Annotated in this window: 21 protein-coding genes, 8 tRNA genes and 1 rRNA gene (1 of these 30 running past the window's edge); 23 read left to right on the plus strand and 7 right to left on the minus strand. The window is 42.1% G+C overall.

Features of this window, described 5'->3' with window-relative positions; genetic code table 11:
* The 9 genes from ACQV1I_RS07935 to ACQV1I_RS07975 all read left to right on the plus strand — a co-directional run.
* A 23S ribosomal RNA gene (locus ACQV1I_RS07935) occupies positions 1–2,119 on the plus strand; it begins 810 nt to the left of the window's first position.
* Between the two features lie 135 nt (positions 2,120–2,254).
* A tRNA-Ser gene (locus tag ACQV1I_RS07940) sits at positions 2,255–2,345 on the plus strand.
* A gap of 21 nt (positions 2,346–2,366) precedes the next feature.
* A tRNA-Met gene (locus tag ACQV1I_RS07945) sits at positions 2,367–2,443 on the plus strand.
* A gap of 1 nt (position 2,444) precedes the next feature.
* Positions 2,445–2,518: transfer RNA gene (locus ACQV1I_RS07950), tRNA-Trp, on the plus strand.
* 19 nt (positions 2,519–2,537) lie between these two features.
* A tRNA-His gene (locus ACQV1I_RS07955) sits at positions 2,538–2,610 on the plus strand.
* Positions 2,611–2,627: 17 nt separating this feature from the next.
* Positions 2,628–2,702, plus strand: a tRNA-Cys gene (locus ACQV1I_RS07960).
* A 6-nt stretch (positions 2,703–2,708) separates the two neighbouring features.
* Positions 2,709–2,785, plus strand: a tRNA-Arg gene (locus tag ACQV1I_RS07965).
* 689 nt (positions 2,786–3,474) lie between these two features.
* Complete coding sequence (locus ACQV1I_RS07970) at positions 3,475–4,719, plus strand: glycosyltransferase family 2 protein (protein WP_018673042.1); 1,245 nt, start codon at positions 3,475–3,477, stop codon at positions 4,717–4,719.
* Positions 4,720–4,947: 228 nt separating this feature from the next.
* Positions 4,948–5,937: a TIGR01212 family radical SAM protein gene (locus ACQV1I_RS07975; protein WP_018673043.1), complete on the plus strand. Its 990-nt coding sequence runs from the start codon at positions 4,948–4,950 to the stop codon at positions 5,935–5,937.
* 93 nt (positions 5,938–6,030) lie between these two features.
* On the opposite strand, the gene ACQV1I_RS07980 is transcribed toward ACQV1I_RS07975, so the two are convergent.
* Both ACQV1I_RS07980 and ACQV1I_RS07985 read right to left on the minus strand, forming a co-directional pair.
* Positions 6,031–6,669, minus strand: a complete 639-nt coding sequence (locus tag ACQV1I_RS07980) for a CBS domain-containing protein (RefSeq protein ID WP_018673044.1) — start codon at positions 6,667–6,669, stop codon at positions 6,031–6,033.
* A gap of 70 nt (positions 6,670–6,739) precedes the next feature.
* Complete coding sequence (locus ACQV1I_RS07985) at positions 6,740–7,468, minus strand: glycerophosphodiester phosphodiesterase (protein ID WP_018673045.1); 729 nt, start codon at positions 7,466–7,468, stop codon at positions 6,740–6,742.
* A 169-nt stretch (positions 7,469–7,637) separates the two neighbouring features.
* On the opposite strand from ACQV1I_RS07985, the gene ablB reads away from it, so the two are divergent.
* Positions 7,638–8,483 (plus strand): putative beta-lysine N-acetyltransferase, encoded by an 846-nt coding sequence (gene ablB, locus ACQV1I_RS07990; RefSeq protein WP_116334550.1) that lies wholly within the window; start codon positions 7,638–7,640, stop codon positions 8,481–8,483.
* Positions 8,484–8,500: 17 nt separating this feature from the next.
* Here the strand turns inward: ablB and ACQV1I_RS07995 are convergent, their stop codons facing one another.
* On the minus strand, positions 8,501–10,138 hold the full coding sequence (locus tag ACQV1I_RS07995; protein WP_116334551.1) for a PucR family transcriptional regulator: 1,638 nt from the start codon (positions 10,136–10,138) through the stop codon (positions 8,501–8,503).
* A 187-nt stretch (positions 10,139–10,325) separates the two neighbouring features.
* Here ACQV1I_RS07995 and ACQV1I_RS08000 point away from each other — a divergent pair, with 187 nt between their 5' ends.
* The 5 genes from ACQV1I_RS08000 (at position 10,326) to ACQV1I_RS08020 (ending at position 14,564) form a co-directional block, all read left to right on the plus strand.
* Positions 10,326–11,690, plus strand: coding sequence for an aspartate aminotransferase family protein (locus ACQV1I_RS08000; RefSeq protein ID WP_094699291.1), 1,365 nt, complete (start codon positions 10,326–10,328; stop codon positions 11,688–11,690).
* 15 nt (positions 11,691–11,705) lie between these two features.
* Positions 11,706–12,407 (plus strand): 3-oxoacid CoA-transferase subunit A, encoded by a 702-nt coding sequence (locus tag ACQV1I_RS08005; protein WP_094699290.1) that lies wholly within the window; start codon positions 11,706–11,708, stop codon positions 12,405–12,407.
* Positions 12,386–13,072 (plus strand): 3-oxoacid CoA-transferase subunit B, encoded by a 687-nt coding sequence (locus ACQV1I_RS08010; protein WP_094699289.1) that lies wholly within the window; start codon positions 12,386–12,388, stop codon positions 13,070–13,072. Before ACQV1I_RS08005 ends, ACQV1I_RS08010 begins: the two co-directional genes overlap by 22 nt.
* A 14-nt stretch (positions 13,073–13,086) precedes the next feature.
* The gene (locus ACQV1I_RS08015; RefSeq protein ID WP_116334552.1) at positions 13,087–14,379 is read left to right on the plus strand and encodes a peptidase; all 1,293 of its coding nucleotides are present in this window, start codon (positions 13,087–13,089) and stop codon (positions 14,377–14,379) included.
* A 96-nt stretch (positions 14,380–14,475) separates the two neighbouring features.
* Positions 14,476–14,564: transfer RNA gene (locus ACQV1I_RS08020), tRNA-Ser, on the plus strand.
* A gap of 271 nt (positions 14,565–14,835) precedes the next feature.
* Here ACQV1I_RS08020 and ACQV1I_RS08025 read toward each other — a convergent pair.
* Positions 14,836–15,285, minus strand: a complete 450-nt coding sequence (locus ACQV1I_RS08025) for a hypothetical protein (protein WP_018673052.1) — start codon at positions 15,283–15,285, stop codon at positions 14,836–14,838.
* 240 nt (positions 15,286–15,525) lie between these two features.
* Here ACQV1I_RS08025 and ACQV1I_RS08030 point away from each other — a divergent pair.
* From ACQV1I_RS08030 to ACQV1I_RS08050, 5 genes are all read left to right on the plus strand, one after another.
* Positions 15,526–15,614: transfer RNA gene (locus tag ACQV1I_RS08030), tRNA-Ser, on the plus strand.
* 298 nt (positions 15,615–15,912) lie between these two features.
* Positions 15,913–16,488 carry a TetR/AcrR family transcriptional regulator gene (locus tag ACQV1I_RS08035; RefSeq protein ID WP_018673053.1) on the plus strand — a complete coding sequence of 192 codons (576 nt, stop codon included), beginning with the start codon at positions 15,913–15,915 and terminating at the stop codon, positions 16,486–16,488.
* A 25-nt stretch (positions 16,489–16,513) separates the two neighbouring features.
* Positions 16,514–17,710: an HlyD family secretion protein gene (locus tag ACQV1I_RS08040; protein WP_094699287.1), complete on the plus strand. Its 1,197-nt coding sequence runs from the start codon at positions 16,514–16,516 to the stop codon at positions 17,708–17,710.
* A complete protein-coding gene (locus ACQV1I_RS08045) occupies positions 17,703–18,866 on the plus strand; it encodes an ABC transporter permease (RefSeq protein ID WP_116334553.1) in 1,164 nt (387 codons plus the stop codon). The genes ACQV1I_RS08040 and ACQV1I_RS08045 overlap by 8 nt, the downstream gene beginning before the upstream one ends.
* A 102-nt stretch (positions 18,867–18,968) precedes the next feature.
* Positions 18,969–19,472, plus strand: a complete 504-nt coding sequence (locus tag ACQV1I_RS08050; RefSeq protein ID WP_094699286.1) for a DUF3907 family protein — start codon at positions 18,969–18,971, stop codon at positions 19,470–19,472.
* A 325-nt stretch (positions 19,473–19,797) separates the two neighbouring features.
* Here ACQV1I_RS08050 and ACQV1I_RS08055 read toward each other — a convergent pair whose 3' ends face one another.
* Together ACQV1I_RS08055 and ACQV1I_RS08060 are read right to left on the minus strand one after the other, a co-directional pair.
* Complete coding sequence (locus ACQV1I_RS08055; protein WP_236645843.1) at positions 19,798–20,400, minus strand: NAD(P)H-dependent oxidoreductase; 603 nt, start codon at positions 20,398–20,400, stop codon at positions 19,798–19,800.
* 26 nt (positions 20,401–20,426) lie between these two features.
* A complete protein-coding gene (locus tag ACQV1I_RS08060; RefSeq protein WP_116334555.1) occupies positions 20,427–21,917 on the minus strand; it encodes a S8 family peptidase in 1,491 nt (496 codons plus the stop codon).
* A 152-nt stretch (positions 21,918–22,069) separates the two neighbouring features.
* On the opposite strand from ACQV1I_RS08060, the gene ACQV1I_RS08065 reads away from it, so the two are divergent.
* Positions 22,070–22,285 carry a YozQ family protein gene (locus tag ACQV1I_RS08065; protein ID WP_094699283.1) on the plus strand — a complete coding sequence of 72 codons (216 nt, stop codon included), beginning with the start codon at positions 22,070–22,072 and terminating at the stop codon, positions 22,283–22,285.
* A gap of 51 nt (positions 22,286–22,336) precedes the next feature.
* Here the strand turns inward: ACQV1I_RS08065 and ACQV1I_RS08070 are convergent, their stop codons facing one another.
* Positions 22,337–23,464: an ABC transporter ATP-binding protein gene (locus tag ACQV1I_RS08070; protein ID WP_116334556.1), complete on the minus strand. Its 1,128-nt coding sequence runs from the start codon at positions 23,462–23,464 to the stop codon at positions 22,337–22,339.
* Positions 23,465–23,945: 481 nt separating this feature from the next.
* On the opposite strand from ACQV1I_RS08070, the gene acsA reads away from it, so the two are divergent.
* Positions 23,946–25,661 carry an acetate--CoA ligase gene (gene acsA, locus ACQV1I_RS08075; protein ID WP_094699281.1) on the plus strand — a complete coding sequence of 572 codons (1,716 nt, stop codon included), beginning with the start codon at positions 23,946–23,948 and terminating at the stop codon, positions 25,659–25,661.
* Positions 25,662–25,819: 158 nt separating this feature from the next.
* On the plus strand, positions 25,820–26,575 hold the full coding sequence (locus tag ACQV1I_RS08080) for a hypothetical protein (RefSeq protein WP_116334557.1): 756 nt from the start codon (positions 25,820–25,822) through the stop codon (positions 26,573–26,575).
* The last annotated feature ends 31 nt before the right edge of the window (positions 26,576–26,606 follow it).

Consider the following 26,606-nt stretch of genomic DNA (forward strand, 5'->3'; position numbering starts at 1 on the left):
GGTGTGGCTAGCGGTGAAATTCCAATCGAACTCGGAGATAGCTGGTTCTCCCCGAAATAGCTTTAGGGCTAGCCTCGGATTTAGAGTCTTGGAGGTAGAGCACTGATTGGACTAGGGGCCCTCATCGGGTTACCGAATTCAGTCAAACTCCGAATGCCAAGTACTTATATCCGGGAGTCAGACGGTGAGTGCTAAGATCCATCGTCAAAAGGGAAACAGCCCAGACCATCAGCTAAGGCCCCCAAGTGTATGTTAAGTGGGAAACGATGTGGAGTTGCCCAGACAACCAGGATGTTGGCTTAGAAGCAGCCACCATTTAAAGAGTGCGTAATAGCTCACTGGTCGAGTGACTCTGCGCGGAAAATGTAACGGGGCTAAACATACCGCCGAAGCTATGGCAGTCCTTATGGACTGGGTAGGGGAGCGTTCCAAGCAGCAGTGAAGCCGTATCGTGAGGAGCGGTGGAGCGCTTGGAAGTGAGAATGCCGGTGTAAGTAGCGAAAAGACAAGTGAGAATCTTGTCCACCGAAAGCCTAAGGTTTCCTGGGGAAGGCTCGTCCTCCCAGGGTTAGTCGGGACCTAAGCTGAGGCCGAAAGGCGTAGGCGATGGACAACTGGTTGATATTCCAGTACCACCTCTGTTCCGTTTGAGCAATGGCGTGACGCAGGAGGATAGGGTGAGCGGCCTATTGGATGGCCGTCTAAGCAGTAAGTGTGGTGTGTAGGCAAATCCGCACACCAATAAGCACAAGCTGTGATGGCGAGGGAAATATAAGTACCGAAGTCCCTGATTTCACACTGCCAAGAAAAGCGTCTAGCGAGGAACAAGGTGCCCGTACCGCAAACCGACACAGGTAGGCGAGGAGAGAATCCTAAGGTGCGCGGGATAACTCTTGCTAAGGAACTCGGCAAAATGGCCCCGTAACTTCGGGAGAAGGGGCGCCTCGGTAGGGTTTATAGCCCGAGGAGGCCGCAGTGAAAAGGCCCAAGCGACTGTTTAGCAAAAACACAGGTCTCTGCGAAGCCGCAAGGCGAAGTATAGGGGCTGACGCCTGCCCGGTGCTGGAAGGTTAAGGGGATGGGTTAGCGCAAGCGAAGCTTTGAACCGAAGCCCCAGTAAACGGCGGCCGTAACTATAACGGTCCTAAGGTAGCGAAATTCCTTGTCGGGTAAGTTCCGACCCGCACGAAAGGCGTAACGACTTGGGCGCTGTCTCGGCAAGAGACCCGGTGAAATCATAATACCTGTGAAGATGCAGGTTACCCGCGACAAGACGGAAAGACCCCATGGAGCTTTACTGTAGCCTGGTATTGAAACTTTGTGCATCATGTACAGAATAGGTGGGAAGCTGTGAAGCGAGGGCGCCAGCCTTCGTGGAGCTGTCGTTGGGATACCACCCTTGATGTACGGAGTTTCTAACTTGCCGCCCTTATCGGGTGGAAGGACCATGCCAGGTGGGCAGTTTGACTGGGGCGGTCGCCTCCTAAAGAGTAACGGAGGCGCCCAAAGGTTCCCTCAGAATGGTCGGAAATCATTCGTAGAGTGTAAAGGCACAAGGGAGCTTGACTGCGAGACCTACAAGTCGAGCAGGGACGAAAGTCGGGCTTAGTGATCCGGTGGTTCCGCATGGAAGGGCCATCGCTCAACGGATAAAAGCTACCCTGGGGATAACAGGCTTATCTCCCCCAAGAGTCCACATCGACGGGGAGGTTTGGCACCTCGATGTCGGCTCATCGCATCCTGGGGCTGAAGTAGGTCCCAAGGGTTGGGCTGTTCGCCCATTAAAGCGGTACGCGAGCTGGGTTCAGAACGTCGTGAGACAGTTCGGTCCCTATCTGTCGCGGGCGTAGGAAGTTTGAGGAGAGCTGTCCTTAGTACGAGAGGACCGGGATGGACGCACCTCTGGTGCACCAGTTGTCACGCCAGTGGCACAGCTGGGTAGCTATGTGCGGACGGGATAAGCGCTGAAAGCATCTAAGCGTGAAGCCCCCTTCAAGATGAGACTTCCCATAGCGCAAGCTAGTAAGACCCCTCATAGACGATGAGGTTGATAGGTTCGGTGTGGAAGTGCAGTAATGCATGGAGCTGACGAATACTAATCGGTCGAGGACTTATCCACATTGCCTTTATGCTAACTTCATTATCTAGTTTTCAGGGAATAAAGACATGTTATTAGTATAATTATTCCTTAGTGTTTAAATAAAGTAACAGATTGACTGGTATCGTACAGATTTATTCTGAGGAGTTATTATACGGAGAGTTACCCAAGAGGCCGAAGGGGACGGTTTGCTAAACCGTTAGTATGCGTAAGCGTAGCGAGGGTTCGAATCCCTCACTCTCCGCCATACTGTTTTATGTAGTTTTTTGGCGGTGTAGCTCAGCTGGCTAGAGCGTTCGGTTCATACCCGAAAGGTCGGGGGTTCGATCCCCTCCGCCGCTACCATAGGGGCATAGTTTAGTGGTAGAACAAAAGTCTCCAAAACTTTTGGTGTGGGTTCGATTCCTACTGCCCCTGCCAAATTTTTACTTACATAATGGCGGTCGTGGCGAAGTGGTTAACGCATCGGATTGTGGCTCCGACACTCGTGGGTTCGATTCCCATCGATCGCCCCTTTTTAATTTCATAAGGGAGTATAGCCAAGTGGTAAGGCACAGGTCTGCAAAACCTTTATTCCCCGGTTCAAATCCGGGTACTCCCTCCAAAATGCGTCCCAGTAGCTCAGCAGGATAGAGCAACCGCCTTCTAAGCGGTCGGTCGGGAGTTCGAGTCTCTCCTGGGACGCCATTTTTATGTATTTTTATGAAAATTGAATGCCAACCTTCAAAAAAGGAAATCACATAAGACTCTGCTCGACCAAAAGGGTTCGTATCGCTGAGTTTTTATTTGTTTTTACAGTTGTAAAGAAAAGTAAGAAGTGAGAATTTTATTTAAAATATCCCGTAAAAACCAATCCTTGTCATTTTTTTAAAAAAATATTTGTTGATGTAATAGGATTTTTATAGGAGACAGGGAATAATATAGATAGATTATTAATTTAATGTCAAATAGTTCTTTTGTCCCTGGAATAAAAATATCTCTATAGAAATTTTACTAGGAATATCGGCTGACCTTTAATTATAGAGGCCAGATTTTTGCATCTTCTGGATTCAAGCCTATTTGAAAAGGGTACACCTTTTTATAGCAGGCTTTTTTTTCTGTAGTAAATTTGGAGGTTGCAGAATAAGAGTAGGATGAAGAGGGAATCGTGATAGGGACAAGTGTTTCTTAAAAACTGCTTGCAAGATGAATCGAATCACTGAGCTTTTGCGTCATATTAAGCAACAAATAGATATAGAGAGAACTAAACATTGATTTTTCCCACTTTTGAACGATTGCAGGCTAGTTGTGAATCGTGTAAACTCGCAAATAGGGTTTGAAGGAGATATAACACTACCTGTATGCATATAAGCATACCAGGTCGAGGAGAAGAAAAGATGGTTGACTTAAAAGATATAATTGAGGGGCTTTTCATCGGTTTTACCACCACAATGGGGTTAGTCAGCATCTATCAAACAGCAATTTCAGTAGGCGGAGGCATTTTGCTTCATAAGAAAAAGCCTGTGACCCACAAACCAGAGAAAACATTTGCTGTATTGATAGCTGCACACAATGAATCAGCGGTTGTTGCACCATTGATCGAGAATTTGAAAAAAATGGACTATCCGCGTGAGATGTATGACATTTTTGTTATCTGTGACAATTGTACAGATAACACCGCGGAGATTGTTCGGAAGCATGGCGCCTATGCTTGCGAACGATTTGACACTTCAAAGCGTGGCAAAGGCTACGGTATTGAGTGGATGTTAGAAAATTTATGGTCACGAGAAAAGCAGTACGATGCTGTCGTAATGTTTGATGCAGATAACTTGGTAGAGAAAAACTTCCTAACTATCATGAACGATCGTCTTTGCAAAGGACAACAAGTTATCCAAGGTTACCTTGACTCCAAAAACCCGTTTGACTCTTGGATTACCCTTTCGTACGCTTGTACGTACTGGTTCACCAACCGTATGTGGCAATTGGCTCGCCATAACCTAGGTTTGCCAAACACATTAGGTGGTACAGGGCTTTGTATTGAGAGTAAGCTGTTAAAAGATATGGGTTGGGGAGCGACCAGCTTAACTGAGGACTTGGAATTTGCAACGAGATGTATTGAACGTGGCATCTATCCTTGCTGGGCTCATGAAACAAAGGTTTTTGACGAAAAACCAATCGACCTAAAATCTTCAATGAAGCAGCGACTTCGTTGGATGCAAGGACATTATGATGTAGCTGGACGTTACATTGGTTCAGTTATGAAAAACGGTTTAAAAGCAAGAAGACTAGGAATGCTTGACGCAGCTTTCTACCTCTTTCAACCCATGTATGTGTTGATTGTTACATTTATGTCGGTATTGTTTATGGCCAGATTGTTGAGCTTTAACACGTTCCTACCTACAACGGGCTTCTTGCCTGATTGGTTGATTTACGCGACAACAGGTATTTTCTATTTGTTGCCTGTACTCGCATTGTATTTAGAGAAAGTCCCACTAAAAGCTTATTTGGGACTCATCCTGTTGCCAATTTTCTTCCTGACGTGGTTACCTATCTTCATCTACGCGTTCTTTACAAAGAACAACCAAGAATGGAGCCATACTGCACATACACGTGCTATTCAGATTGAAGAAATGCAACAGTAATGCAAACGTAATAAAGTGGGAAATATAATGATGAGGAACCGCGGGAAAGAACTGCGGTTCTTTTTTTACTATTAAAAACTTCGAAATGTTATTGATGTTAGTATAAAAGCAATTATTGGCGAAAGCTTGAGTTATACCAAAATGTGTGGTGTAATATTTTTCACTATTAAAAAGCAGCACAGAAACTGGTATACTGTAGAAATGCACGGGACAGAAGGGAGTATAACGATGTCAACGGAGGATATACAAAATAGCTGTCAGCCTTTACTATGGGGTGACAAGCGTTATCATACATGGAATTATCATTTACGTAGTATGTTTCAACACAAGGTATTTAAGGTACCGCTAGACGGAGGCTTTTCTTGCCCAAATCGAGATGGCAATGTTGCAGTAGGTGGCTGTACGTTTTGCAGTGCGCGCGGTTCTGGTGATTTTGCAGGGGATCGCCGTATGACGTTAGAGAAGCAATTTCATGATGTCAAAGATCGTATGCATGAAAAATGGCCGACAGCGAAGTATTTGGGATTTTTTCAGGCATTTAGTAATACTTATGCGCCTGTAGAAGAGTTGCGCGATATGTACGAAACAATTTTACGACAAGATGATGTTGTGGGTCTCGCTATAGCGACCAGACCTGACTGTTTAGAAGATGATGTAGTTGAGTATTTGGCAGAATTAAACGAACGCACCTATCTGTGGGTAGAATTGGGTTTACAAACTGTACATGAACGTACACAGCTACTTATTAATCGTGCGCATGATTATCAATGCTATCTTGATGGATTAGAGAAGCTGCGTAAACATAACATTCGTGTCTGCTCTCACATTATTTACGGATTACCAGGAGAGACTGCCGAAGATATGATGGAGACTGCGCAGGCGGTTGCTCACTTGGATGTACAAGGAATTAAAATACATTTGTTACATCTGTTAAAGAAAACTCCTATGGTGAAGCAGTACAATGCAGGGCTATTGGAATTCTTGACACAAGAAGAGTATACGAAATTAGTGGTCGACACCTTGGAAATTCTACCACCAGAAATGATTGTGCATCGTATTACTGGTGATGGTCCGCCAGATATTTTGATTGGGCCGATGTGGAGTCGTAAGAAATGGGAAGTACTTAATGGGATTGAGGCTGAAATGAAGCGTCGCAATACGTGGCAAGGTAAGTTCTTTGATCCCAATTGGGTACCACCTCTAGATCTTGGAAAATAATCGAATAGGAATGTAAAAAAAGGAACGCAGGTATACTAGCGTTCCTTTTTTATAATAACTTTTTGCTCAGTTGCTTATAGCGTGGGAAAAAGGTTAGCTTTCATGAACGGAGGTAACGGCAAAGCCGTGATTCTCTAATTCTTGAATAATATCAATAATATTATCTTCCGTTTTAAACTTGACTAGAATACGTCGGACACCAGAGTGTTTAGAATCAAAGGCCACACAGGAGATCACATTTGATTTGTGTTCGGTTAAAATACTGGAAATTTCTCGTAAAACACCTTTTCCTTCAAAGCGGGTCAAGGTCATTCTTGTTCCTTTCACACCCATTCCAAAAACGGATTCTAATACAAGCTCCATATCTTTTCGTTTAATGATACCAAGGAAATGATTATTCTCATCTACAATCGGTACAAATGGATAACGCACAATGATGGGGAGGGCGTCTTCATAAAGATGTTCGGCTGTAAGTGGCTTTAAATTTTGATCAACACCATCTGCAAGAGGAAGTTGAGTGAATTCTGTAAAAGTTTTATCCGCATGATCTTGTTCAAATCTTTCAAACAAACTGCGTTTACTTAGCGTCCCAAAATAAGTACCGTCTTCATTAATGACAGGCATGCTAAGCAATTTTCCTTTTTTCATTTCCTCCAGAGCATGGGCAATGGTGTCGGTTGGCTTTACCACTGTGAGAGAATGTAGTGGTGATAGACAGTCGGTAATGAACATGCAATAACCCCCTTATATCCTGATTCTTCTTTAGTATAGAAATATCCCGTAGGGCTTGTAAACAATCCTTTTACTTCTTACGCAAATATTTTCGTGCTAAATTAGGATAATTTGTAATTATGCCATCAATTTGTAACGAAAAGAGGTCTCGCATCCGTTCTGGAGTGTTTACTGTCCAAGCAAGTAGCGATAAATGATGCTGACGAGTAGCTTGCAGAAGCGCTTTATTTACCTGCTCTTCGGGGGCGTGTAGTTCGTCTGCACGAAATTGTTTGGCAATCTCCCAAGGATTATGTAGCTGACCGAAATAAAGCATTCCGGTGCGAACGTGTGGATCCAGCTCCTTTACACGCAAGAGGCTGTGATAATTAAAAGAGGAAAGCACCACCTGTTTATGTAAACGAAGATCATGGATAAGACGAATCACATGCTCTTCCAAATGAGGCTGGGGGACGATAAAGTTCTTAAGTTCAATGATAAGTCGGAGTCCAGTTGTTTTGACAAACAATAAGACATCTGATAGCTCTGGAACCTTTGTCGGGGGATAATTCTTTCCGCTTTTGGCAGCAGCATTTAGGCGATGGATCTGTTGATAGGTGAGATGTCGCACTTCTCCGACCCCATCTGTGGTGTGCTCTACATTGGTATCGTGCATGACAATAAGCTGCTTGTCAGCGGTCAGTTGAACGTCGATTTCCATACCATCCGAGCCTTGTAGATAGGCTGCATGAAAAGCTGGAAATGTATTTTCGGGATACATGCCAGAGGCACCCCTGTGAGCATAAATGAGGGTATGCATGGGTGGAATCCTCCTTTTTTCCTGTCTTCTTGATACCTATGCGCAAAGGTTGTGGTTTAGATATGAAAGAAGCGAATTGTATCAAAGAGGTACTTTGGACAACTTGTCGAATGACTAGCAATGCAAGGGCTTTTATAATAAAAGAAATAAATCAATGAGGTGTAAAACAATGGCGATGGAATCTATTGAAAATCATTCACAAATAATTGTGGATATACATAACCAGCGTATCAAGGTAATGGAGTATGACTCTACTCAAATTGACGCGATTGCAAAGACGTGTAAACAACAGGCTGACAAACTAGGTATGACCAAGCTAATTGTCTATGCTAGACATGAGGATCTATCCGCTTGGAGTACACATGGGTTTATACGTGAAGGGATTTTGGAAGGGTGTATACAAGGTCAGAATGCACACATGCTTCGATATTTTGTAACATCAGAACGCGGTACTCCTAAAAATGAACCACTTGCAGACGAAATTATGCAAATTAGTTTAGCCAAACAAGCAGACAGTAGTGTCTTAAAGGCGCTGCCAGACGATTGTAGTGTTCGTTGGGCTAAACTGCAAGATGAAGAAGAGCTGGCTAATCTGTATCAAGTTGTCTTTGAGACCTATCCAACCCCCATGCATGATCCTGAATATGTACGTAATACGATGCAAGCAGATACCCACTACGCTGTTGTAGAAGCAGGGGGGAGGATTGTTTGCGCTGCTTCTGCTGAAGTGACTCCGAATTGGGGATCAGCAGAAATGACGGATTGTGCCACTCATCCAGATTGGTTAGGGAAAGGATTGCTTCAGCACTTATTTGTGGCTTTGGAACAACATATGCAGGAGATGGGTATTTACTATCTTTATACAATTACACGTGCCCATTCCGCTGCGATGAATGTGACAGCCGCTAAAATGGGTTATCGGTATACTGGCAGACTAATTAATAATTGTGTTATTTCAACCGGATTTGAGGATATGAATATATGGGTAAAGCCGTTACGGGCTGTTAGGGACTAATAGATTCGTAACATACTCTATGGAATGTCGGGCAGGTCTGGGTATAAAATTTGTTGCAAATGATAGGCCATGATGGCTAGCTGTAGTTGCCAGCGGTGAGATGCGTCATAAAGTGATCCCGCTGTTTTTTCCTCTATCTGCTGTAGACGATATTTAAGCGTGTGTCGGTGAATGAATAGACGTTGTGCCGTTTTTTGCCCATTCAGATACTCTTCAAAATAGGTTTGGATGGTCTCTAGCAATTGTTGCCCATGTTTTTGATCGTATTGTAGTAATGTTACTAATAATGGCTCCCAGAGCTGCTGTAAGGCCTCAGGTTGCGCGTGATAGGGAAATAGGAACTGATATCCAGATAACCGGTCAAAATGCGATACAGACTGAATTTCGGATGCTGGGAGGAGTGCTCCCCGACATTTCATAGCGTAGATCGCTTCTTGTACGGCAATTGACAAGGTATTGAAGGAAGCGCGGGGAGTACTGATCCCGATCGCCAAAGGATGCTGAGGGTACAAATCAAGCCACTTCGCAGCCACTTTTTGTACAAAAATTTCACTAGCCCTATCCTCAGGCATTAGTAATAAGATATCGGTTGCACGTACCTTACTGAGATAGGTAGGCTGATAGACCTCTGCTACCCGCTTTAATAAGGTGGGTAGCTTTTGTAGCATGGTAAAATCGTACTCTTCTGTATAAGTCGTAACCGGTATGGATAATGCAACAACAAGATGACGTGCGTGAATATGAAGGGGATAACCTAACAAACGGCTACGTGCCTCAGATTCTGCATTGAGCTTAAAGGTCCCACTTAGTAACTCATCCAAAAAATCGCCTTTTAGACGCCATTCTGCTTGTGCTACCTCCCGATCTTTACTACAAGCTAAGGCTGCTAATGTTGAGGCATGCTGTAAAGCGATAATGTCCCATTCTTGCTGGTTTGTTTGATGTTTGCGTAAGGTGATGGTGCCAAAGGTAAAACGAGCGGCTTCGATGGAATGGGTTAATTCGACAGGGTCAGGGGAGGTGGGTTCACAGTTTTGATTAGAGAATACCTGATTGGAATACTCCACTGACGGCATTCCAGCAGTAGTGGGTCTACATGTGCGTGAACATGTACGGATTAATTCATAACCTAGTACATCTGTTATTACCACTTCTCCTTGGGTGACAGCGGCTAATTCGTCTGCAATGGCAGAAAGTCCCTCACCTAGCAAGGCTACATTTAACAGTCGTTGGTGAATTTGCTCTGAATAGCGAATTAGTTCAAATTGACGATTCACGATGGGTTGAAGAATGGCTTTTGTGATGGTAGAGAAATTAAGCTCAGTGGGAATCTCAATTAAAGGGAGTCCAAACTGATTGGCTTGTTCAATAAAAAGCGCTGGAATTTCACGTAAATAAAATCCTGTATGAATGGCAACTCCACTCAATCCTCGGGCTGCCAGCGAAGGTATAAACTGATCATGTTTATCGGTGTTCATCTCCAGACCAAAACCAGTGGTAATTAGAAATTCCCCTGCTTGTAAACGTTCCAAATCCTCTACAATTTCTACAATTGTTACCCAATGAATCGGATGATTTAGTCCAGATTCCCCTGCTACCAACCTAGTGTGCACCATATCAGGTAACTGCATGGCTTCACGGATCGTTATTGACATATGCTCCTCATCCTCTCTGTTGCTTTTACATGTTTCACTTTCCGAACAAACGATCATTATACAAAATGTACAAAAAATTCTGCTTTTTATCTAGTGTTTTTTTGCCAGTAAGTAGAATGTCAGAAGGCTTGGTATTCGATACGATGAGTATAAAGTGGCGGTTGCAAAAGGAAGGGAGCACAAGAGCATGGATAGCAAAACAGAACGAAAAAGCTATGTAATTAAACCTGAATGGGGTAAACAATATCCACGAATTTCTCATGGAAAGGGAATTTACTTATATGAAGAGAGCGGAAAGCGTTATATGGATGCTTGTTCAGGGGCTGTAACTGTCAGCATTGGGCACGCAATAGATGAAATTGTCGATGCCATGAGACAGCAAGCTGAGAAGGTATCATTTGCTTATCGCTCGCATTTCAGTAGCGAAGCAGTGGAGGAATTAGCTGATATTCTTGCTACATGGGCGCCTGGTAATGTGAATTGGAGCTTTTTCGTCAGCAGTGGATCAGAAGCGACAGAGACTGCTCAAAAAATTGCGATTCAGTATTGGCAAGAACAGGGACGCATGACCAAAAATCGGATCCTGTCACGATGGATGAGCTATCACGGAATTACGATGGGAGCTTTGTCAATGTCAGGACATGTGTTAAGACGGAAGCGTTTCGTACCATTATTGGCAGATTACCCGAGCATATCGGCTCCTTATCCGTATCGAAATCAGCAGGGACTCGATAGCGAAACATACGCACGCAAGGCAGCTGACGAGTTAGAGGAGGCAATTATCAGAACGGGGGCGGAAAATGTTGCAGCATTTATAGCAGAGCCAATCATTGGCGCTTCTGGAGGTGCTGTAGTACCACCGGATGGCTATTTTGCTCGCATTCGTGAAATTTGTACCAAGCATCAAATATTATTTATAGCAGACGAAGTAATGACAGGAGTAGGGCGTACTGGTAGAAACTTTGGAATTGATCATTGGCAGGTAACTCCTGATGTGATGACGCTGGGAAAAGGAATGAGTTCGGGATATACACCGATGGCAGCTACGATGGTGAGTGATTCCATCATGCAGACTATTGCAGAAGGCTCCGGTTCTATCATGGCAGGTCATACGTACAGTGCCAACCCTCAATCAGCAGCTATATGCGTGTCTGTTTTACGTTACATGGAACAGCATCAGTTAGTGAAAAAAGCAGAGGAGAACGGAAAGTATTTATTACAACACTTAAAACAAGTAGAGCAGGAGTTTGACATTGTTGGAGAAGCTCGTGGAAAAGGACTAATGTGTGGACTAGAATTTGTGAAGAACAAGCAGACAAAAGAGCCATTTGCACTCTCACATCAGGTGACAAATCGAATTATCCAGAGAGCATTTGCTAAAGGATTAATGATTTACCCGGCTATTGGTGGTTTAGATGGAGTAGCAGGTGATGCTGTAATTATCTCTCCCCCACTCATTATTGAGCAAAATGAAATTGATGAATTGATCCATTTACTGCGTCAGACCCTACAAGAAGCGGAAGCGGAGTTCACGAAAGAGGGCATCTGGTAGAGAGGAGGAGCACATATGATTTCACAATCAACCTGGAATAAACAGGTTTCATTAGAGGATGCATTAGAGCATTTTCATGATGGGATGACATTGATGGTTGGTGGCTTCGGTGGGGTGGGCAACCCTCCTACGCTGATACAAGGACTATTAGAGAAACAAATTAGCGGATTAACACTGATTAGTAACGATACAGCTTTTCCTGACATAGGAGTCGGAAGATTAATTACACAGCGGCGGGTAAGTAAGGTCATTGCTTCTCATATTGGTTCCAATCCGAATGCAGGTGCCCAAATGACAGCGGGTGAGCTGGAAGTGGAATTTTGCCCACAAGGTATTTTAGCAGAGAGAGTTCGAGCAGGAGGAGTAGGTCTAGGAGGAATTTTATCTGATATTGGAATCGATACGATCGCTGAAAAAGGCAAAGAGAAGGTGTTAGTGGATGGGAAAACGTATTTGATTGAGACACCGTTAACTGCCCAAGTAGCTATCGTCTCTGCAAAAAAGGCAGATCGATTTGGCAATCTTGTTTTTGATACAAGTGCACGTAATTTTAACCCGTTGGTGGCAATGGCTGGTGATATCACTATCGTGGAAGCGGAAGAGATTGTTGAGATTGGACAGCTGGACCCTGAAGAAATCGTGACACCAGGAGTGTTCGTAAATTATATCGTGCAAAGTGAAGGGGTGAATTGGCGATGGGCATGGGAGAAGTATTAAAAGAAGGTACGACTGAGAGTTATCGAGAACGAATTGCTAGGCGTGCCGCTTTGGAAGTAAAAAGCGGTATGCTAATTAACTTAGGGATCGGTATTCCTACGCTTGTGGCGGATTTTATACCAGAAGAAAAAAACGTTTTGTTTCATGCTGAGAATGGCATTGTAGGCACAGGTCCCAGTCCTCAGCTTGGAGAAGAAAACCCTAATTTGTGCAACGCAGGGGGCTTTCCTGTTACTTTAATGCCCGGAGCTTCCTTTTTTGATAGCGCTACTGCTTTTGCTATCATTCGCAGAGGTTTGCTAGATATGACGATTCTTGGAGTATTAGAGGTAAGTCAGCGTGGTGATATTGCTAACTGGATTGTTCCTGGTAAACGAGTTCCAGGAATGGGAGGAGCGATGGAATTAGCACAAAAGGCTAAGAAGGTTTTAGTTCTCACCACCCATCTGGACAAAAATGGTCGTTCTAAAATTGTACGTGAGTGTAAATTGCCTCTGACTGCTCAGGGAAGTGCAGATATGATAATCACTGATATGGCAGTGATGGAAGTAAAAACAGATGGATTGCATCTATTGGAAGTGATGCATCCCTACACAGTAGCAGATGTCATTGGTGCTACCGAAGCAGAGCTATTATTTAGCGGAGAAGTAACCACTTTTTTCTAAGGGGGTAGACTACCATGAGCGTAAGCCAAACACTGACATGGCAAGAACGAATTCGTGAGCAGCTACAAATGGATCGAGAGGATGCTATAGGCTTGTTGCAAGAATGGGTGCGTGAGGCCAGTGTTCAAGGGCAGGAAGCGGGTATTCAGCAGAAAATAGCAAATCACTTGGCAATGCTGGGACTTGAAGTAGATATTTGGGAGATGACAGGTGATGAGCTTGAAAAGCTGGAGAAACATGCCTATTTTGTTTCACCGCGTGCAGAATTTACAGGGAGTCCTAACGTAGTAGGGGTATGGAAGGGAACTGGAGGAGGGCGTTCTCTTATTCTCAATGGGCACGTTGATGTTGTGCCAGAAGGGGAGCTAAATCAATGGACACAAGGACCGTTTAGCGGAGAAATTGTTGATGGGAAATTGTATGGTCGTGGGGTAACAGACATGAAAGGTGGCAATCTCTCGTCTCTATTGGCTATACAAACCTTGCAAAAGCTTGGTGTACGTCTAAAAGGAGATGTTATCTTTCAAAGTGTTGTAGAGGAAGAAAGCGGTGGGGCTGGGACTTTATCCACTATTTTACGTGGGTATAAAGCTGACGCTGCTTTGATACCAGAGCCAACAAATCTGAAAATTTTTCCGAAACAACAAGGTTCTATGTGGTTCCGTTTATTCATACGTGGCAGATCGGCACATGGAGGTACACGTTATGAAGGAGTTAGTGCCATTGAAAAAAGCATGACAGTAATTAGGCAGATTCAGCGCTTAGAGCAAGAAAGAAATCAACGAATGTCAGATCCTTTATACGCTAAATTACCCATACCGATACCTATTAATTTAGGTGTAATACAAGGAGGAAAATGGCCGTCGTCCGTTTCTGATTTGGTTACACTAGAAGGACGTATGGGTGTAGCACCTGGGGAAGAGATGGAGGAAGCCCAACAGGAAATGCAAACTGCGTTACAGAAGCTTACGGAGGAAGATGAATGGTTTGCAGATCATCCTGTTGAGTTAGAATGGTATGGAGCGAGATGGGTACCAGGTGAGGTAGATATGGACCATCCATTGCTTAAACTGTTGCAAGAGTTTTATCCATCGGTTTTAGGAGAGACTGCGGTCATAGAAGCATCGCCCTGGGGAACTGATGGTGGTTTATTAACAAAGCTGGCTGATACTCCTTCAATTATTATAGGACCAGGGGTAACCCAAGTCGCACATTATCCAGATGAGTATATCGTGCTTGATGATATTTTTGCTTGTGCTGAGCTATTCGCCCTGACTCTCATAGAGTGGTGTGAGATAGATGATTGATAAATAAACGAAAGAAAAACTATTAACCTCATAATTTTTTTAAAAAAGGTGTTGCTATTTATTTTTTTATATGCTATATTCTTTATGTAGCAACGCGGAGGGATACCGAAGTGGTCATAACGGGGCGGTCTTGAAAACCGTTAGGCGGCAACGTCACGGGGGTTCGAATCCCTCTCCCTCCGCCATACATAAAGAAGAAATAGTAAACCGATGAGCTGAGAGCTTCGTCGGTTTTTTTGTATATGTGTATAGTGTTTGCTTACCATTAGGGTAAGTATACCCCTCATGAAAAACGATGTACCACAGAAGAGAGACATAAAACATCCTGTCAGCAAAAAAAGTTTCCAATGAATATAAAATATACCGTGTACGAAAAATCCCGGTTCGTAGCCTGAGAATAGGCGTGAACCGGGATTTTTTACGAAGCATTTTTAGATAAAACGAATGTATTGGCTATTACGGTGTTGATTTGCCATCAGAAGCCTTCTGAATATGCTGTTGAGCCAATTCACCTAGGTCGTTAATATTAATGGAGAAATTAAAATTCTTATAGTAGACAGTGGCTTTCGGATCGCCTTTTTTGCCTTCGATACGGATATTCGTAGTTTTAATTTCATAACTTCCATCGTCGCGGAAATTGTAAGTGGCATCTTTAATTTCAGAATCGATTAAAGGTCTTACAGTAGATGTGAACACTTCATCGACACCGTTTACCACTTGGCGTCCCATGTTCATCACTTCGGTTGGCGTATAATTGAAACCAAAGACCAGAATAGCTCCGACGACCAGACTAAATAAAACAATTTTGTACAAAGCTTTTAGAAAAAAATTAAGCACAAACACTGCCAATAAGACCAGAATAAGAATCATCCAATAGTCTTTGGCAAATGTAATGAGTTGGTCCATTGTTACAAAGTCACTCCTTCATGAAACGGTAAGAACCATAAGTCTATTGTAGGAACTTACCAATTACTTATTTAGTCTATCATACACAATCTAGTGAACGGATACAAACTCCACAACAATTTTAGAAAAAAATATTTAAAAAATGCTTGTCTTTTTAATTTGGGTTTAGTATAATAATACTTGCTGATGTATTTCGTGATTCGAAATTGTTTTTTACATAATGTCTATCAGCAGTTATATGGAGGGATACCGAAGTGGTCATAACGGGGCGGTCTTGAAAACCGTTAGGCGGCAACGTCACGGGGGTTCGAATCCCTCTCCCTCCGCCATATTACTTAAATGGGAAGCCGATGACTTGTTCATCGGCTTTTTTACTTTCATAAAAACAATTGGCTATACAATGTAACGAGCTGACTAGGATATGGATAATCAATCTTAGATAGCAATCGTTTGAAGCATTGAGATTACGGGTATCGATAATTGTAAATAAATATCATAACGAAGACATCACACGAATGAAGTGTGAATGGGCAATCACTTTTTTCCAAAAATACCTTGACGGTCAACAAAAAGCAGAGTACACTAATCTCTGTACTGACTGGTCAGTTTATATGGGGGTACATATTAATGAGCAAAAAGAAGGATTTAATTTATGAGAGTGCCCTGCAAGCATTTGCCCAATATGGGTATACGGATACAACGATGGATACAATTGCAGAATTTGCCCAGGTAGCAAAGGGGACGTTGTATTACCACTTTAAGACGAAGGAGGAGTTATTCTATTATGTAAATCAAAAGGGAGTGGAAATGCTAATGGAGTCCGTCAAAGGGGCGACGGAAGATACCACCATGACGCCTCAGGAACGTCTTTTGCACGTACTAGATGAGCATTTGCGCTTCTTTTCGAATAACAGTGAGTTTTGTCTGTTGCTGTTAAGCTTCTCCTCAGGAGATATAACACGAGATAATATGGTTCGAACATTATTAGGCAATTATTTTTCTTTAATGGAGAAATACCTGGCTAACATGCAGGAACAAGGGTTTATAAAAAGCGATATGGAAACGCAGACAGTTGTATCCGCTCTGTTTGGGAGTATTGGATTTGTCGTTCTTCGCAAGATGTTCCGTAATGAGCCAGTTTATACGCTAGAGACCAGAGATACATTACTCATCCTATTTAAAGGGGCTCTGGGACTCGCTTAAATTGCGAATTGGAGTGGAGAAGGTTATGAGAGAGAATAAAAAGATGATGGTTGGTTTGGTGGGGCTTGTAGCAGCTATCGTACTTTTAGGTGGATACTTACTGTTTTCTGAAAAGAATAGTTATGCGGGAGGCTCTGCGAAGCAAGTAACTGCTGTTGTAGAAGGTACTGAAGTAGATCTAGCCTTCAAGGTCCCAGGAACAATTGACAAGATTGAAATAAAAGAGGGCGACATCGTAGTGGAGGGTCAACTCCTAGCTGTGCTTGGAAGCGATGAAATTACAGCAAAACGCGATCAGGCAGCAGCAGCGTACCAGTTAGCTCAAGCAAAATTGGAACAGGCCAAAAAAGGGGTTTCCATCACCAGTGGGTCAAGTGATGCAACGGTGAAGCAGGCCCAGGCAGCTCTACAAGCAGCTCAAGCAAATTTGCAAGCTAACAAAAATGGAGCTCGCCCAGAAGAGATCGCGCAATTAAAAGGGAAACTTCAAGCAACAAAAACAGCGCGTGATTTGGCTCAGACGAACATGAAACGGATGCAGGATTTATTAAAAGAAGGGGCTATTCCAAAAATTAAATTAGAAGAGTCTCAGGCTGAGTTTGAGAAATACTCTGCTGAATATACTTCAACACAAGAACAATTAAACATGGCACAGAAAGGTGCTCGTCCAGAACAGATTGAAGCACTTACTGCTCAAGTAAACCAAGCGAATGCAGCATACCAAAATGCGATTGCAGGCCTTGGTCAGGTAGGATTACGAGAATCTGATGTCAAATCAGCGGAAGCAGGCGTAAAACAAGCAAAAGGTGCATTGGATGAAGCTGAAGCATATTTGCGTAATACACAGATGATTGCACCTGTTAGCGGTGTGGTAAAATCGATTTCCTCACAAAAAGGGGAACTTGTGGCACAAGGCTCTTCCATCATGACAATTCAAGTAGAAAACGATAAATTCGTAAAAATGTATGTAGATGAAAACCAACTTGGCAGCGTGAAAGTGGGAGAGAAAACTACGCTGTTTGTTCCAAGTTTGAATAAAGAAGTTAATGCAACTGTACAAATGGTAGCACCAGCGGCAGATTTTGCGACGAAGAAAGCAACTCAGGAACTAAACTCCCGTGATTTGCGAGCGTTCCAAGTGAAATTGCAAGTGGAGGATAAAGATGTACGCCCTGGCTTTACTGTCGAATGGCACCTAAAAGGGGCTGGCGCTCGTGAATAGCTTTTGGCAATTAGTAGCTGACGAATGGCGATCCGTCTATACTAACAAAACGATTCGAAATATTGTATTTCTTGTGCCATGTGTCTACATGCTGATGTTCGGATACCTGTATCAGGAAAAGCGTGTGATGGAGATACCTACAGTGGTAGCAGACTTAGATCAAACCGAATTAACACGAGAATTAATCAGAGCGATTGACAATGATCAAACGTTCTCTGTAACAAGTGTAGTTACAACAGAAGAACAGCTACAACATCTGATGACTTATGAAGAGGCGCAAGTTGGGTTTATCATTCCAAAAGGCTTGACCGTCAACGCTAAATTGGGTAAACCAACAGAGATTTTAAATCTGATTGATGGAAGTAACATGATGATTTCAAATACATCTGTTCGTGCTGCGAGCTCTCTAGTGAAAACCATTTCTGGTGGAGTGACGTTAAAAAAGTTAGAGGCAAAAGGTGAATGGGGTAGTGCGGCAACAAACTTTGCAACAGGGATTGACTACCGTTATCGTATACTACATAATCCAACCTTTAACTATCTAGCATTCATGATCTTTGGATTAGCAGGAACTGTATTGCAACAGGTGGCATTCTTGAGCGTTTCTTTAAGCGTAACTCGTCAAAAAGAAGAAGGAACTTGGATGGATACCTTGAAGGGAAATGGGTTTATAAAAATTGCGCTCAGTAAAATAACAACTCATATGATCCTTGCCATGTTTAACTTTTTACTAACATATGTATTGATCTTTAAATTTTTTGCTGTTCCATACTACGGAAGCCTAAGCTTACTTTTCCTATGTGGATTTATTTTCAATCTAGCAGTAGTCGCAATTGGATTTGCTATTTCGTTTTTCTCTTCCAATATGCTACAAGCTACTCAAACAGCCATGTTAATTGCAGTACCATCATTTATGCTATCTGGATGGACTTGGCCAATCACTTCCATGCCAACAGTGATTGCAATCATAGCAAAATCCTTGCCGCTCACTTATTTCTTACATTCGGTACGAGAAATTATCAGTAAGGGACATGGATGGGAATTTGTTAGTACCGACAACATCATACTGCTCTTTATGATTGTCGTTGCGCTATTTGTGGCATTCGTTACGTATATGTTTCAGAAGAAAAATACGAGAACAAACTATCAATCTTAATCAGAAACTGTTGTTATAAAATAAAAACTTCTTGTAACTCCGGGGTAGTTTTTTTACAATAAACGTAAATCTTTATATCTGTTGCCCTAAGGAGGATTCTCTATGTCAGACGCTCATGTAAAACAGTTATGCGAAGATACCTTTATGCGGTTGAAGAAGGTTAGCATAGAAGTGGAGAGATTCCTAAATCAAACTACTTTAGCAGATTTGGTTGAAAGATCCGGGGATGCTCAAGAGTATGAAGCTTACTATGGTAGCTATCTTTCTGATTTACGTCGTTTGTTGGTTTATGCAGAGAATGCCTATGAGAAATTGGGAATCTGTCTTCGACGCGCTCGCTTTAACGAGGAGTTTGCTGAAGAAGCACTCTACCAGGTGTACCACACCTGTGTAATTAATTTTTACTATCCCAAAGGCGAGGTTTACGATGAGGATGGCAGGTACTCGTACACAGGGCAAGACTGCATTATTTTCCGCAAAGAGGTTACTCCTGATCTAGAGAGCCTAACATTAGGTTTGTCGAGAATCTTTGAGCCTCTACGTGATGAATTGCAGTACTATGAAACAGATTACATTACGAAAAAGCGGATGCAACCGAGCAATTAACAGGAGAATGGGTTTACGAAGTAACTTATTTTTATAACGGCATTATATTTAGGTGGGGACCTTTCGAATTTGAAGGGTCTCTTTTTCTCTAATAATATGTTGTATGCTTTCTTTTTCTATTATACAAATAAATCTGAAAATTGAAAGGGATGATATGTACGAAAAGTGTCAATTTTTTTGACTTTTTGTGTCTGTATACAAAATTTTACATAAATGAACTGATTTTCTTTTATAAAGAATAGGCTTTCCAATAATTTTAATGGAAATGAAGTATTGAAACAAAATCTAGATTCCATTTTAAGGAAAGCCTATTTTTACATAGTTTTTACATTAGTACAGGAAGTTTCAGAGAAGTAATAGCTTGATCTACCTGCTGTAGATATGATTTTCGGATCGTTTCTTCCACATATGGTACTTCTGCAAAATTGTGATAGATAACCGGATCAAATCCAGCGAAACGCAAAATACCATCCACGACTTGTTTCTTAACAACCTCATCCAATCCACTCGCCTGCATTTCTTGCTGTGATTCTCGTGTTGTTGTAAAAACGAGGGCTTGTTTACCAGTTAACAGACCAACAGGGCCAGATTTTTCATATTTAAAGGCAAACCCATCAGAAAAGATACGATCAATGTAGCCTTTCAGAATAGCTGGTTGTGACCACCACCAAACTGGATAGATCATAATCAAAAGATCAGATTCCGTGAGTATGGTTTGTTCCTCTTCAATGGCCTTTGGGACTTGCTCTGTTTCTAATCCGTGCATATCAGCAGGCGAAAAAATAGGTGAAAATTTTTGCTCATACAAATTACGTAAGGTTGGGGTTATACCATGCTGGTGTAAGCTCTCTGTTACTTGCTGTAAAATAGCGTGATTAAAGCTCTGAGATCCGGGATGAGCAAACAATATGACGGCTTTCAATGACACCGCATCCTTTCATTTGGGACTATACTTTATTGCTGGTGAGTACGAAACGACTGAAGATAACGACCGATCAGATGCTCTATAAAACGCTGGAAACCAGTGACTGGAGCTTGGTTACCAGTGGAAGGTGTAGATGGGGGAGGTGATAAAGGTGCAGCTTCCTGTCCCATTTGACTTTGCTGTAGTGCTTTTTTTACATTGATATATCCGTACCCAAATAACGAATCCTTACCTGGTGTACCCAAGTCTGTTGCTGTTTTCTCTAAGATTTGTCTGACCTGCCTGTTGCTAAGAGTTGGATTGACAGAACGGAGTAAACTGGCTACAGCTGCAACATGTGGACAAGCCATAGATGTACCTGACAATGCGGCATAGTCTTTGTGTATATAAGTACTAGGTATATCTACTCCTGGTGCAACTAAACTAACCGTTTTCCCATAATTAGAGAAATCAGCTAGATTCTCATCCTGATCGACGGCTGATACGCCAATTACTTCTGGAAAAGCAGCAGGGTAACTAGGCTGCTCACTTGCATCGTTCCCAGTGGCTGCTACAAGAACTACATCATTTTGATAAGCATACGTACATGCTGCCTTCAGGGCTGCGGAGGACACGTAGTTACCTACACTTAAATTAATGATAGAGGCCCCATGGTCAACAGCCCACTCAATTCCTTGTGCGATGTCGATGGCACTGCCACTACCGTCTGCTCCAATTGCTTTAACAGGCATAATTTTACTTTTCCACGAAATACCGGCTATCCCATCCTGATTATTGGTACGAGCGGCGACAATTCCTGCTACATGTGTACCGTGACCGTTATCATCTTGTGGACGCTTACCGACATTTATTACGTTGTATCCATTCACCAATTTCCCTTTAAACTCAGGATGGGTTAAATCAACCCCTGTGTCGACTACGGCTACAATGACCTGACTGGAGCCTTCAGTAATTTCCCAGCTTTGTTCCATCCCAAGCTGGCTTAGGTTCCATTGATAGCGTTTGTAGTAGGTGTCATTAGGCTGTTTATTTGGCAACAGTAAATAATTTGGCTCGGCATACACTGAGTCTGGATGTTCTGCAAAATACCTCATAAGCTGTTCAGTAGATAGTGAGCGAGATTTAATGATCATTGCTTTTTTAAAGTCCTTTTTTACATAGCCATCTACCTTACGTAGCATCTTCTGTAAATCTTGATTGGAAGGGCGGGGAGTGAAGTGAACCACTACCTCTCGCTCCACATAATGGCTCTTATCCTTTTTGTTGTGATGAATGGTCTTGATATGCTGTCGACGCTCCATATCTCGGCGCATGTCTCGAACTTGTTCTACATAGTTAATTTTGGGAACCCGCACTTCATCTTGGGTCACGGTAGGTGGTTCTTTTTTGTTTTCTAAAGTCCGTGAGGTAGGGGATTTCACTGCTTGCGGCATTTGTTTTCCTGGAGTGAGCCAATGACCTCCCGTAAACAAAACACCTGCTAAAAGGCCAACAAATAATAGTGTAAAGATGGTTTTCACTCAAACTCCTCCCCACATTTGATTATCCTTAGCCTTTACGTTTACCGGTTCTTTATGACGGAAAATCTTAGTGGGGCAAATGGTTAAAAATAAAAGGTACAAAGCAAACTAAAAGAGGAACGAATGATAAATGACCAATGGAGGTATGTAAGTTGGCTAACCAAAAAAATGAGGCTTTCAATAAAAAGACTTCAAGTAATCAGTACGTCACGAAATCATATGATATCAATGATTACCAAAGCAATGACATGCAGAGTAAAGGGTTAGCAGTGACCCATGAGCAGGTAAGTGATTCCTATGCGCTAGGGACTGTTGACGAGACAAACATACGAGAAGAGGATAGCGAGGCAAGCGTCCGTACAGAGTAAAAATAAAGGCATCTCCTACTATTTATCTAATTGTAGGAGATGCCAATCATATTATTTTGTGAAAATAGCCAATTTCGTTTCATTATCAAATAGATGAATTTTATGTAGATCCATGCCTATACAGATACTACTACCTACCTTGATATATTCGCGAGCATCCAATTTAGCTACCATTTGATTCGTTTGGGTATTACTAAAATAAATGTACTGGTCAGGGCCCATATTTTCCACTACTTCAATTACAACGCTTAGCCTATTATCCAGAGCTAGAGTGGACGTTTGTGACAAAAAATCATAACAGTGAAAATCTTCAGGACGGATGCCAAAAATAACTTTCCTTCCGACATAGCTTTTGTTTCTGACAATGTTGGCTTTATCTTGCGGAAGGACCACCTGAAATCCATTACTAACAAAATAAATTTGATTAACGATTTCCTCTAATATTCCAGGAATGAAATTCATGGGAGGAGAACCAATATAGCTAGCAACAAATTGGTTTGCTGGATAATGATAGATCTCAGCAGGAGATGCCACTTGCTGAATGCAACCTTCTTTCATAACGACAACCCGTTCCCCCATAGTCATTGCTTCATTCTGATCATCAGTTGCATAAATAATAGTGGATTCTCTACGTTTATGTAAGGTCGCAATTTCAGATCTCATCTGCACGCGTAATTTTGCATCAAGACTGGAGAAGGGTTCATCCATTAGAAAAACTTGTGGCTGTCGTACAATGGCCCGACCTAGGGAAATACGTTGACGTTGACCACTTGATAAGGCTCTTGGTTTACGATATAACAGATGGGTAATATCGAGAATTTGGGCTATATCTCTAATTCGCTTGTCAATCTCCTCTTTTGAATATTTGCGTAATGTAAGTCCAAAAGCCATATTTTCATAAACGTTCATATGTGGATAAAGCACATAACTTTGGCAGATCATAGAAATATTGCGATCCTTAGGGCTAACATCATTTACTATTTGTTCTCCAAGATAAAGGTTTCCTTGGCTAATATCTTCTAGTCCTGCGATCATACGCAAAGTAGTTGTCTTACCGCAACCAGAGGGACCTGTAATTACTAAAAATTCTCTATCTTGAATGTCCAAATCAAAATCAGAAACAGCAGTTACACTACCTGCATAACGTTTATAAACATGCTGAAGACGCACGAGAGTCATGTCTGAAATCTCCTTTAAAGCGCTTTTGCTAAGCTGTATGTTAGAGGTGGTACGATTGAACAAAACAAATTCTAAGGTGACCTTAAGCTAGAGGGGAACAACCTCAGCAAAAGGTAGCTAGTAGGATGAGTCACATCTTAAAAGAGTATGTACTCGGGGATGAATATGAGTATGAGCTGAGTCTACTTACTCCACGTTTTTAAATATCTAACCGTTATATTAGCCTGTTTTCATACAAAAACAAAGTAGGGGATCTTTCACTCACCTAAATGTATGGATCGTGTAACCTGATACTCTCAAGGTAATGAGGGAGCCAGCTTCGCTCCCACTATGCCGATGGTGCCATATTCATGGGTAGCGTTGATTTATCTAAAATGTTAGAATAATCAAAAGGTTAAGAGGAATTGGTTATTAAATGGAGAAATATGTATGTCGGAAGACCTCTCAGTACATGAACCTAGAGAATCGGAGAGTGAAGGATATGAAGGTTGAAAGCATTCCAGCAACACAAGAAAATAGTAACTTAACAGATTACGATCACATTTATGAAACCTTCCAATGGGAAGATGTTGAGAAACAATTCAGTTGGTACGAGACTGGGAAGGTTAATATGGCCTATGAAGCGATTGATCGTCATGCTAATTCAGAAAAGAAAGATAAAGTAGCGCTTGTCTATAGTGATTCTATACGAGAAGAAAGCTATACCTACGGTGACTTAAGTAGGCTTTCTAATCGTTTTGCTAACGTACTTCATGATTTGGGAGTAAATAAAGGAGATCGCGTATTTATTTTCATGCCACGTACTCCAGAGCTGTATGTTAGCTTGTTGGGGGTTTTAAAGAATGGGGCTATTGTAGGGCCTTTATTTGAAGCTTTTATGGAGGCTGCTGTTCGTGATCGACTAGCAGATAGCGAAGCAGTAGCTATCGTAACAACTCCGAACTTACTACCGCGAGTTCCGGTTAAGGAGCTTCCTCACCTCAAGCATGTGATTTTAGTGGGAGCGAAAGATGAGGTAACAGAGGGACAAGTAAGCTATGAGAAACAAATGGAACAAGCTTCCGACGAATTCGACATGGTTTGGTTGAATCGAGAAGATGGTATGATTTTACACTATACGTCAGGTTCAACTGGAAAACCAAAGGGAGTATTACATGTGCACAATGCTATGATTCAGCATTTCCAAACAGGAAAATGGGTGCTGGATTTAAAAGATGATGATGTTTATTGGTGTACCGCCGATCCAGGATGGGTGACGGGAACCTCTTATGGTATCTTTTCTCCTTGGCTGAATGGTGTAACTAATGTTGTGCGTGGTGGCCGATTCACACCAGATGACTGGTACAGAACGCTTGAGAAAAACAAGATTACCGTTTGGTACAGTGCCCCAACAGCTTTCCGCATGCTGATGGGAGCAGGCGAAGAATCAGTTCAAAAATATGATCTTTCTTCTTTACGTCATATATTGAGTGTAGGAGAGCCTCTTAATCCAGAAGTTGTGTATTGGGGTATGAAGGTATTTGAAAAACGTATTCATGATAACTGGTGGATGACAGAAACAGGTGGACAATTAATATCAAATTATCGAAGCATGAAAATTAAGCCTGGTTCCATGGGCAAACCAATACCGGGTGTCTATGCGACCATTTTGGATAATCAAGGAAATGAATTGCCACCAAATCGCATGGGGAATTTGGCTATTAAAGCGGGCTGGCCATCTATGATGCGGGCAATCTGGAAGAATCCAGCCAAGTATGAAGAGTATTTTCATATACCTGGATGGTATATTTCAGGTGATTCTGCTTATAAGGATGAGGAAGGTTATTTCTGGTTCCAGGGGCGTATTGACGATGTAATTAATACTTCTGGTGAACGTGTTGGACCATTTGAAGTAGAGAGTAAATTGGTTGAACATCCTGCTGTTGCTGAAGCCGGGGTCATCGGGAAACCAGACCCAGTACGTGGAGAAGTAATTAAAGCCTTTATTGCTCTTCGTGATGGATATGAGCCAAGCGATACGCTGATGGATGACATCAAGCGATTTGTCAAAGAAGGGTTGGCAGCACATGCAGCACCACGTGAGATTGAGTTCCGCGATAAGTTGCCAAAAACTCGTTCTGGTAAAATCATGCGTCGTGTGCTAAAAGCGTGGGAGTTAGGTTTACCGACCGGAGATTTATCTACTATGGAAGACTAAAGGCATAATAAACAAGCGGTCGAATGAATTCGGCTGCTTGTTTATTTTCAGATATAAATGAAAATTATGTTTACTTAAAAAATTGCTTGCAAAATAGAGCTAAATTCGCCTACTTTTATTATAAATACTTATCATATAAAGAGAGTAGGTAAATTCCTGTGAAAGTAAACCTCATCAAGCAGAACCTGCCCCTTGAAACAGAAAACCAACAAATGAAATCTGAGAGTCATCACTTCATTGCTATACCGTTTGTTCATTCAAGAGCGATGTACATAGCCATTCTATTGATTCATATCTTAGTCATATGGTTTGCCCTTCAAATAGAGCCTGCGCATCCTGAGGGAGTTACCTATGCTTTACTTGCCTTGCATTTTATTACGATTGTCATGGGAATTTGGATTTCTATTCAGCCTTATGAACATCGAAGACAAGTTTTAAGCCTGCTGTTCCATGCGTATTATGGTTTTCTAACCTCTGTTGATTTGTTATTTATTTCAGGAAAACTTATACATACCTTTTTTAATGTAACAGCGTGGTGGATGTACGCCTTACTTGGTGTGATTTATGTAGGAGCCGGTCTTGAAATTAGTACCGCTGGCAAGTGGCGCCCTATCCTAACTTCTCAGCAACGAGATTGTTTGGATAAGAAGATTGTAACAGCAGAGCAAGTAAAGAAGAGAGAGAAACGGTTTACAAATGCATCACTCATTATTTTATGTCCATTGGCTTTATTATTTGTTTTACCTTACACAACAACAAGACAGATTAGCATGGTATTTCTTTTATTTGTTACAGCATTATTATTTTTATTATTTGTACGTCAGTTGTCCCTCTATAAGACGGCTCGCAAACATCCGACTTGGATTGTTTACCAAATACAGAGAAAACAGCGACGGAAATCAGTAGGTGGCTAAAGCTGACATTTGGGGAATATGACTTTCTTCT

Origin of the sequence: Brevibacillus sp. JB24b, from assembly GCF_051713385.1 — a bacterium.
In the GTDB taxonomy this organism is placed as follows: Bacteria; Bacillota; Bacilli; order Brevibacillales; family Brevibacillaceae; genus Brevibacillus_B; species Brevibacillus_B laterosporus.

What these genes read in the sequence shown, in the direction of transcription:
- ACQV1I_RS07970 (WP_018673042.1), top strand. Translation starts at nt 3,475, where the DNA reads ATGGTTGACTTAAAAGATATAATTGAGGGGCTTTTCATCGGTTTTACC.
- ACQV1I_RS07975 (WP_018673043.1), top strand. Translation starts at nt 4,948, where the DNA reads ATGTCAACGGAGGATATACAAAATAGCTGTCAGCCTTTACTATGGGGT.
- ACQV1I_RS07980 (WP_018673044.1), bottom strand. Translation starts at nt 6,669, where the DNA reads ATGTTCATTACCGACTGTCTATCACCACTACATTCTCTCACAGTGGTA.
- ACQV1I_RS07985 (WP_018673045.1), bottom strand. Translation starts at nt 7,468, where the DNA reads ATGCATACCCTCATTTATGCTCACAGGGGTGCCTCTGGCATGTATCCC.
- ablB (WP_116334550.1), top strand. Translation starts at nt 7,638, where the DNA reads ATGGCGATGGAATCTATTGAAAATCATTCACAAATAATTGTGGATATA.
- ACQV1I_RS07995 (WP_116334551.1), bottom strand. Translation starts at nt 10,138, where the DNA reads ATGTCAATAACGATCCGTGAAGCCATGCAGTTACCTGATATGGTGCAC.
- ACQV1I_RS08000 (WP_094699291.1), top strand. Translation starts at nt 10,326, where the DNA reads ATGGATAGCAAAACAGAACGAAAAAGCTATGTAATTAAACCTGAATGG.
- ACQV1I_RS08005 (WP_094699290.1), top strand. Translation starts at nt 11,706, where the DNA reads ATGATTTCACAATCAACCTGGAATAAACAGGTTTCATTAGAGGATGCA.
- ACQV1I_RS08010 (WP_094699289.1), top strand. Translation starts at nt 12,386, where the DNA reads ATGGGCATGGGAGAAGTATTAAAAGAAGGTACGACTGAGAGTTATCGA.
- ACQV1I_RS08015 (WP_116334552.1), top strand. Translation starts at nt 13,087, where the DNA reads ATGAGCGTAAGCCAAACACTGACATGGCAAGAACGAATTCGTGAGCAG.
- ACQV1I_RS08025 (WP_018673052.1), bottom strand. Translation starts at nt 15,285, where the DNA reads ATGGACCAACTCATTACATTTGCCAAAGACTATTGGATGATTCTTATT.
- ACQV1I_RS08035 (WP_018673053.1), top strand. Translation starts at nt 15,913, where the DNA reads ATGAGCAAAAAGAAGGATTTAATTTATGAGAGTGCCCTGCAAGCATTT.
- ACQV1I_RS08040 (WP_094699287.1), top strand. Translation starts at nt 16,514, where the DNA reads ATGAGAGAGAATAAAAAGATGATGGTTGGTTTGGTGGGGCTTGTAGCA.
- ACQV1I_RS08050 (WP_094699286.1), top strand. Translation starts at nt 18,969, where the DNA reads ATGTCAGACGCTCATGTAAAACAGTTATGCGAAGATACCTTTATGCGG.
- ACQV1I_RS08070 (WP_116334556.1), bottom strand. Translation starts at nt 23,464, where the DNA reads ATGACTCTCGTGCGTCTTCAGCATGTTTATAAACGTTATGCAGGTAGT.
- acsA (WP_094699281.1), top strand. Translation starts at nt 23,946, where the DNA reads ATGAAGGTTGAAAGCATTCCAGCAACACAAGAAAATAGTAACTTAACA.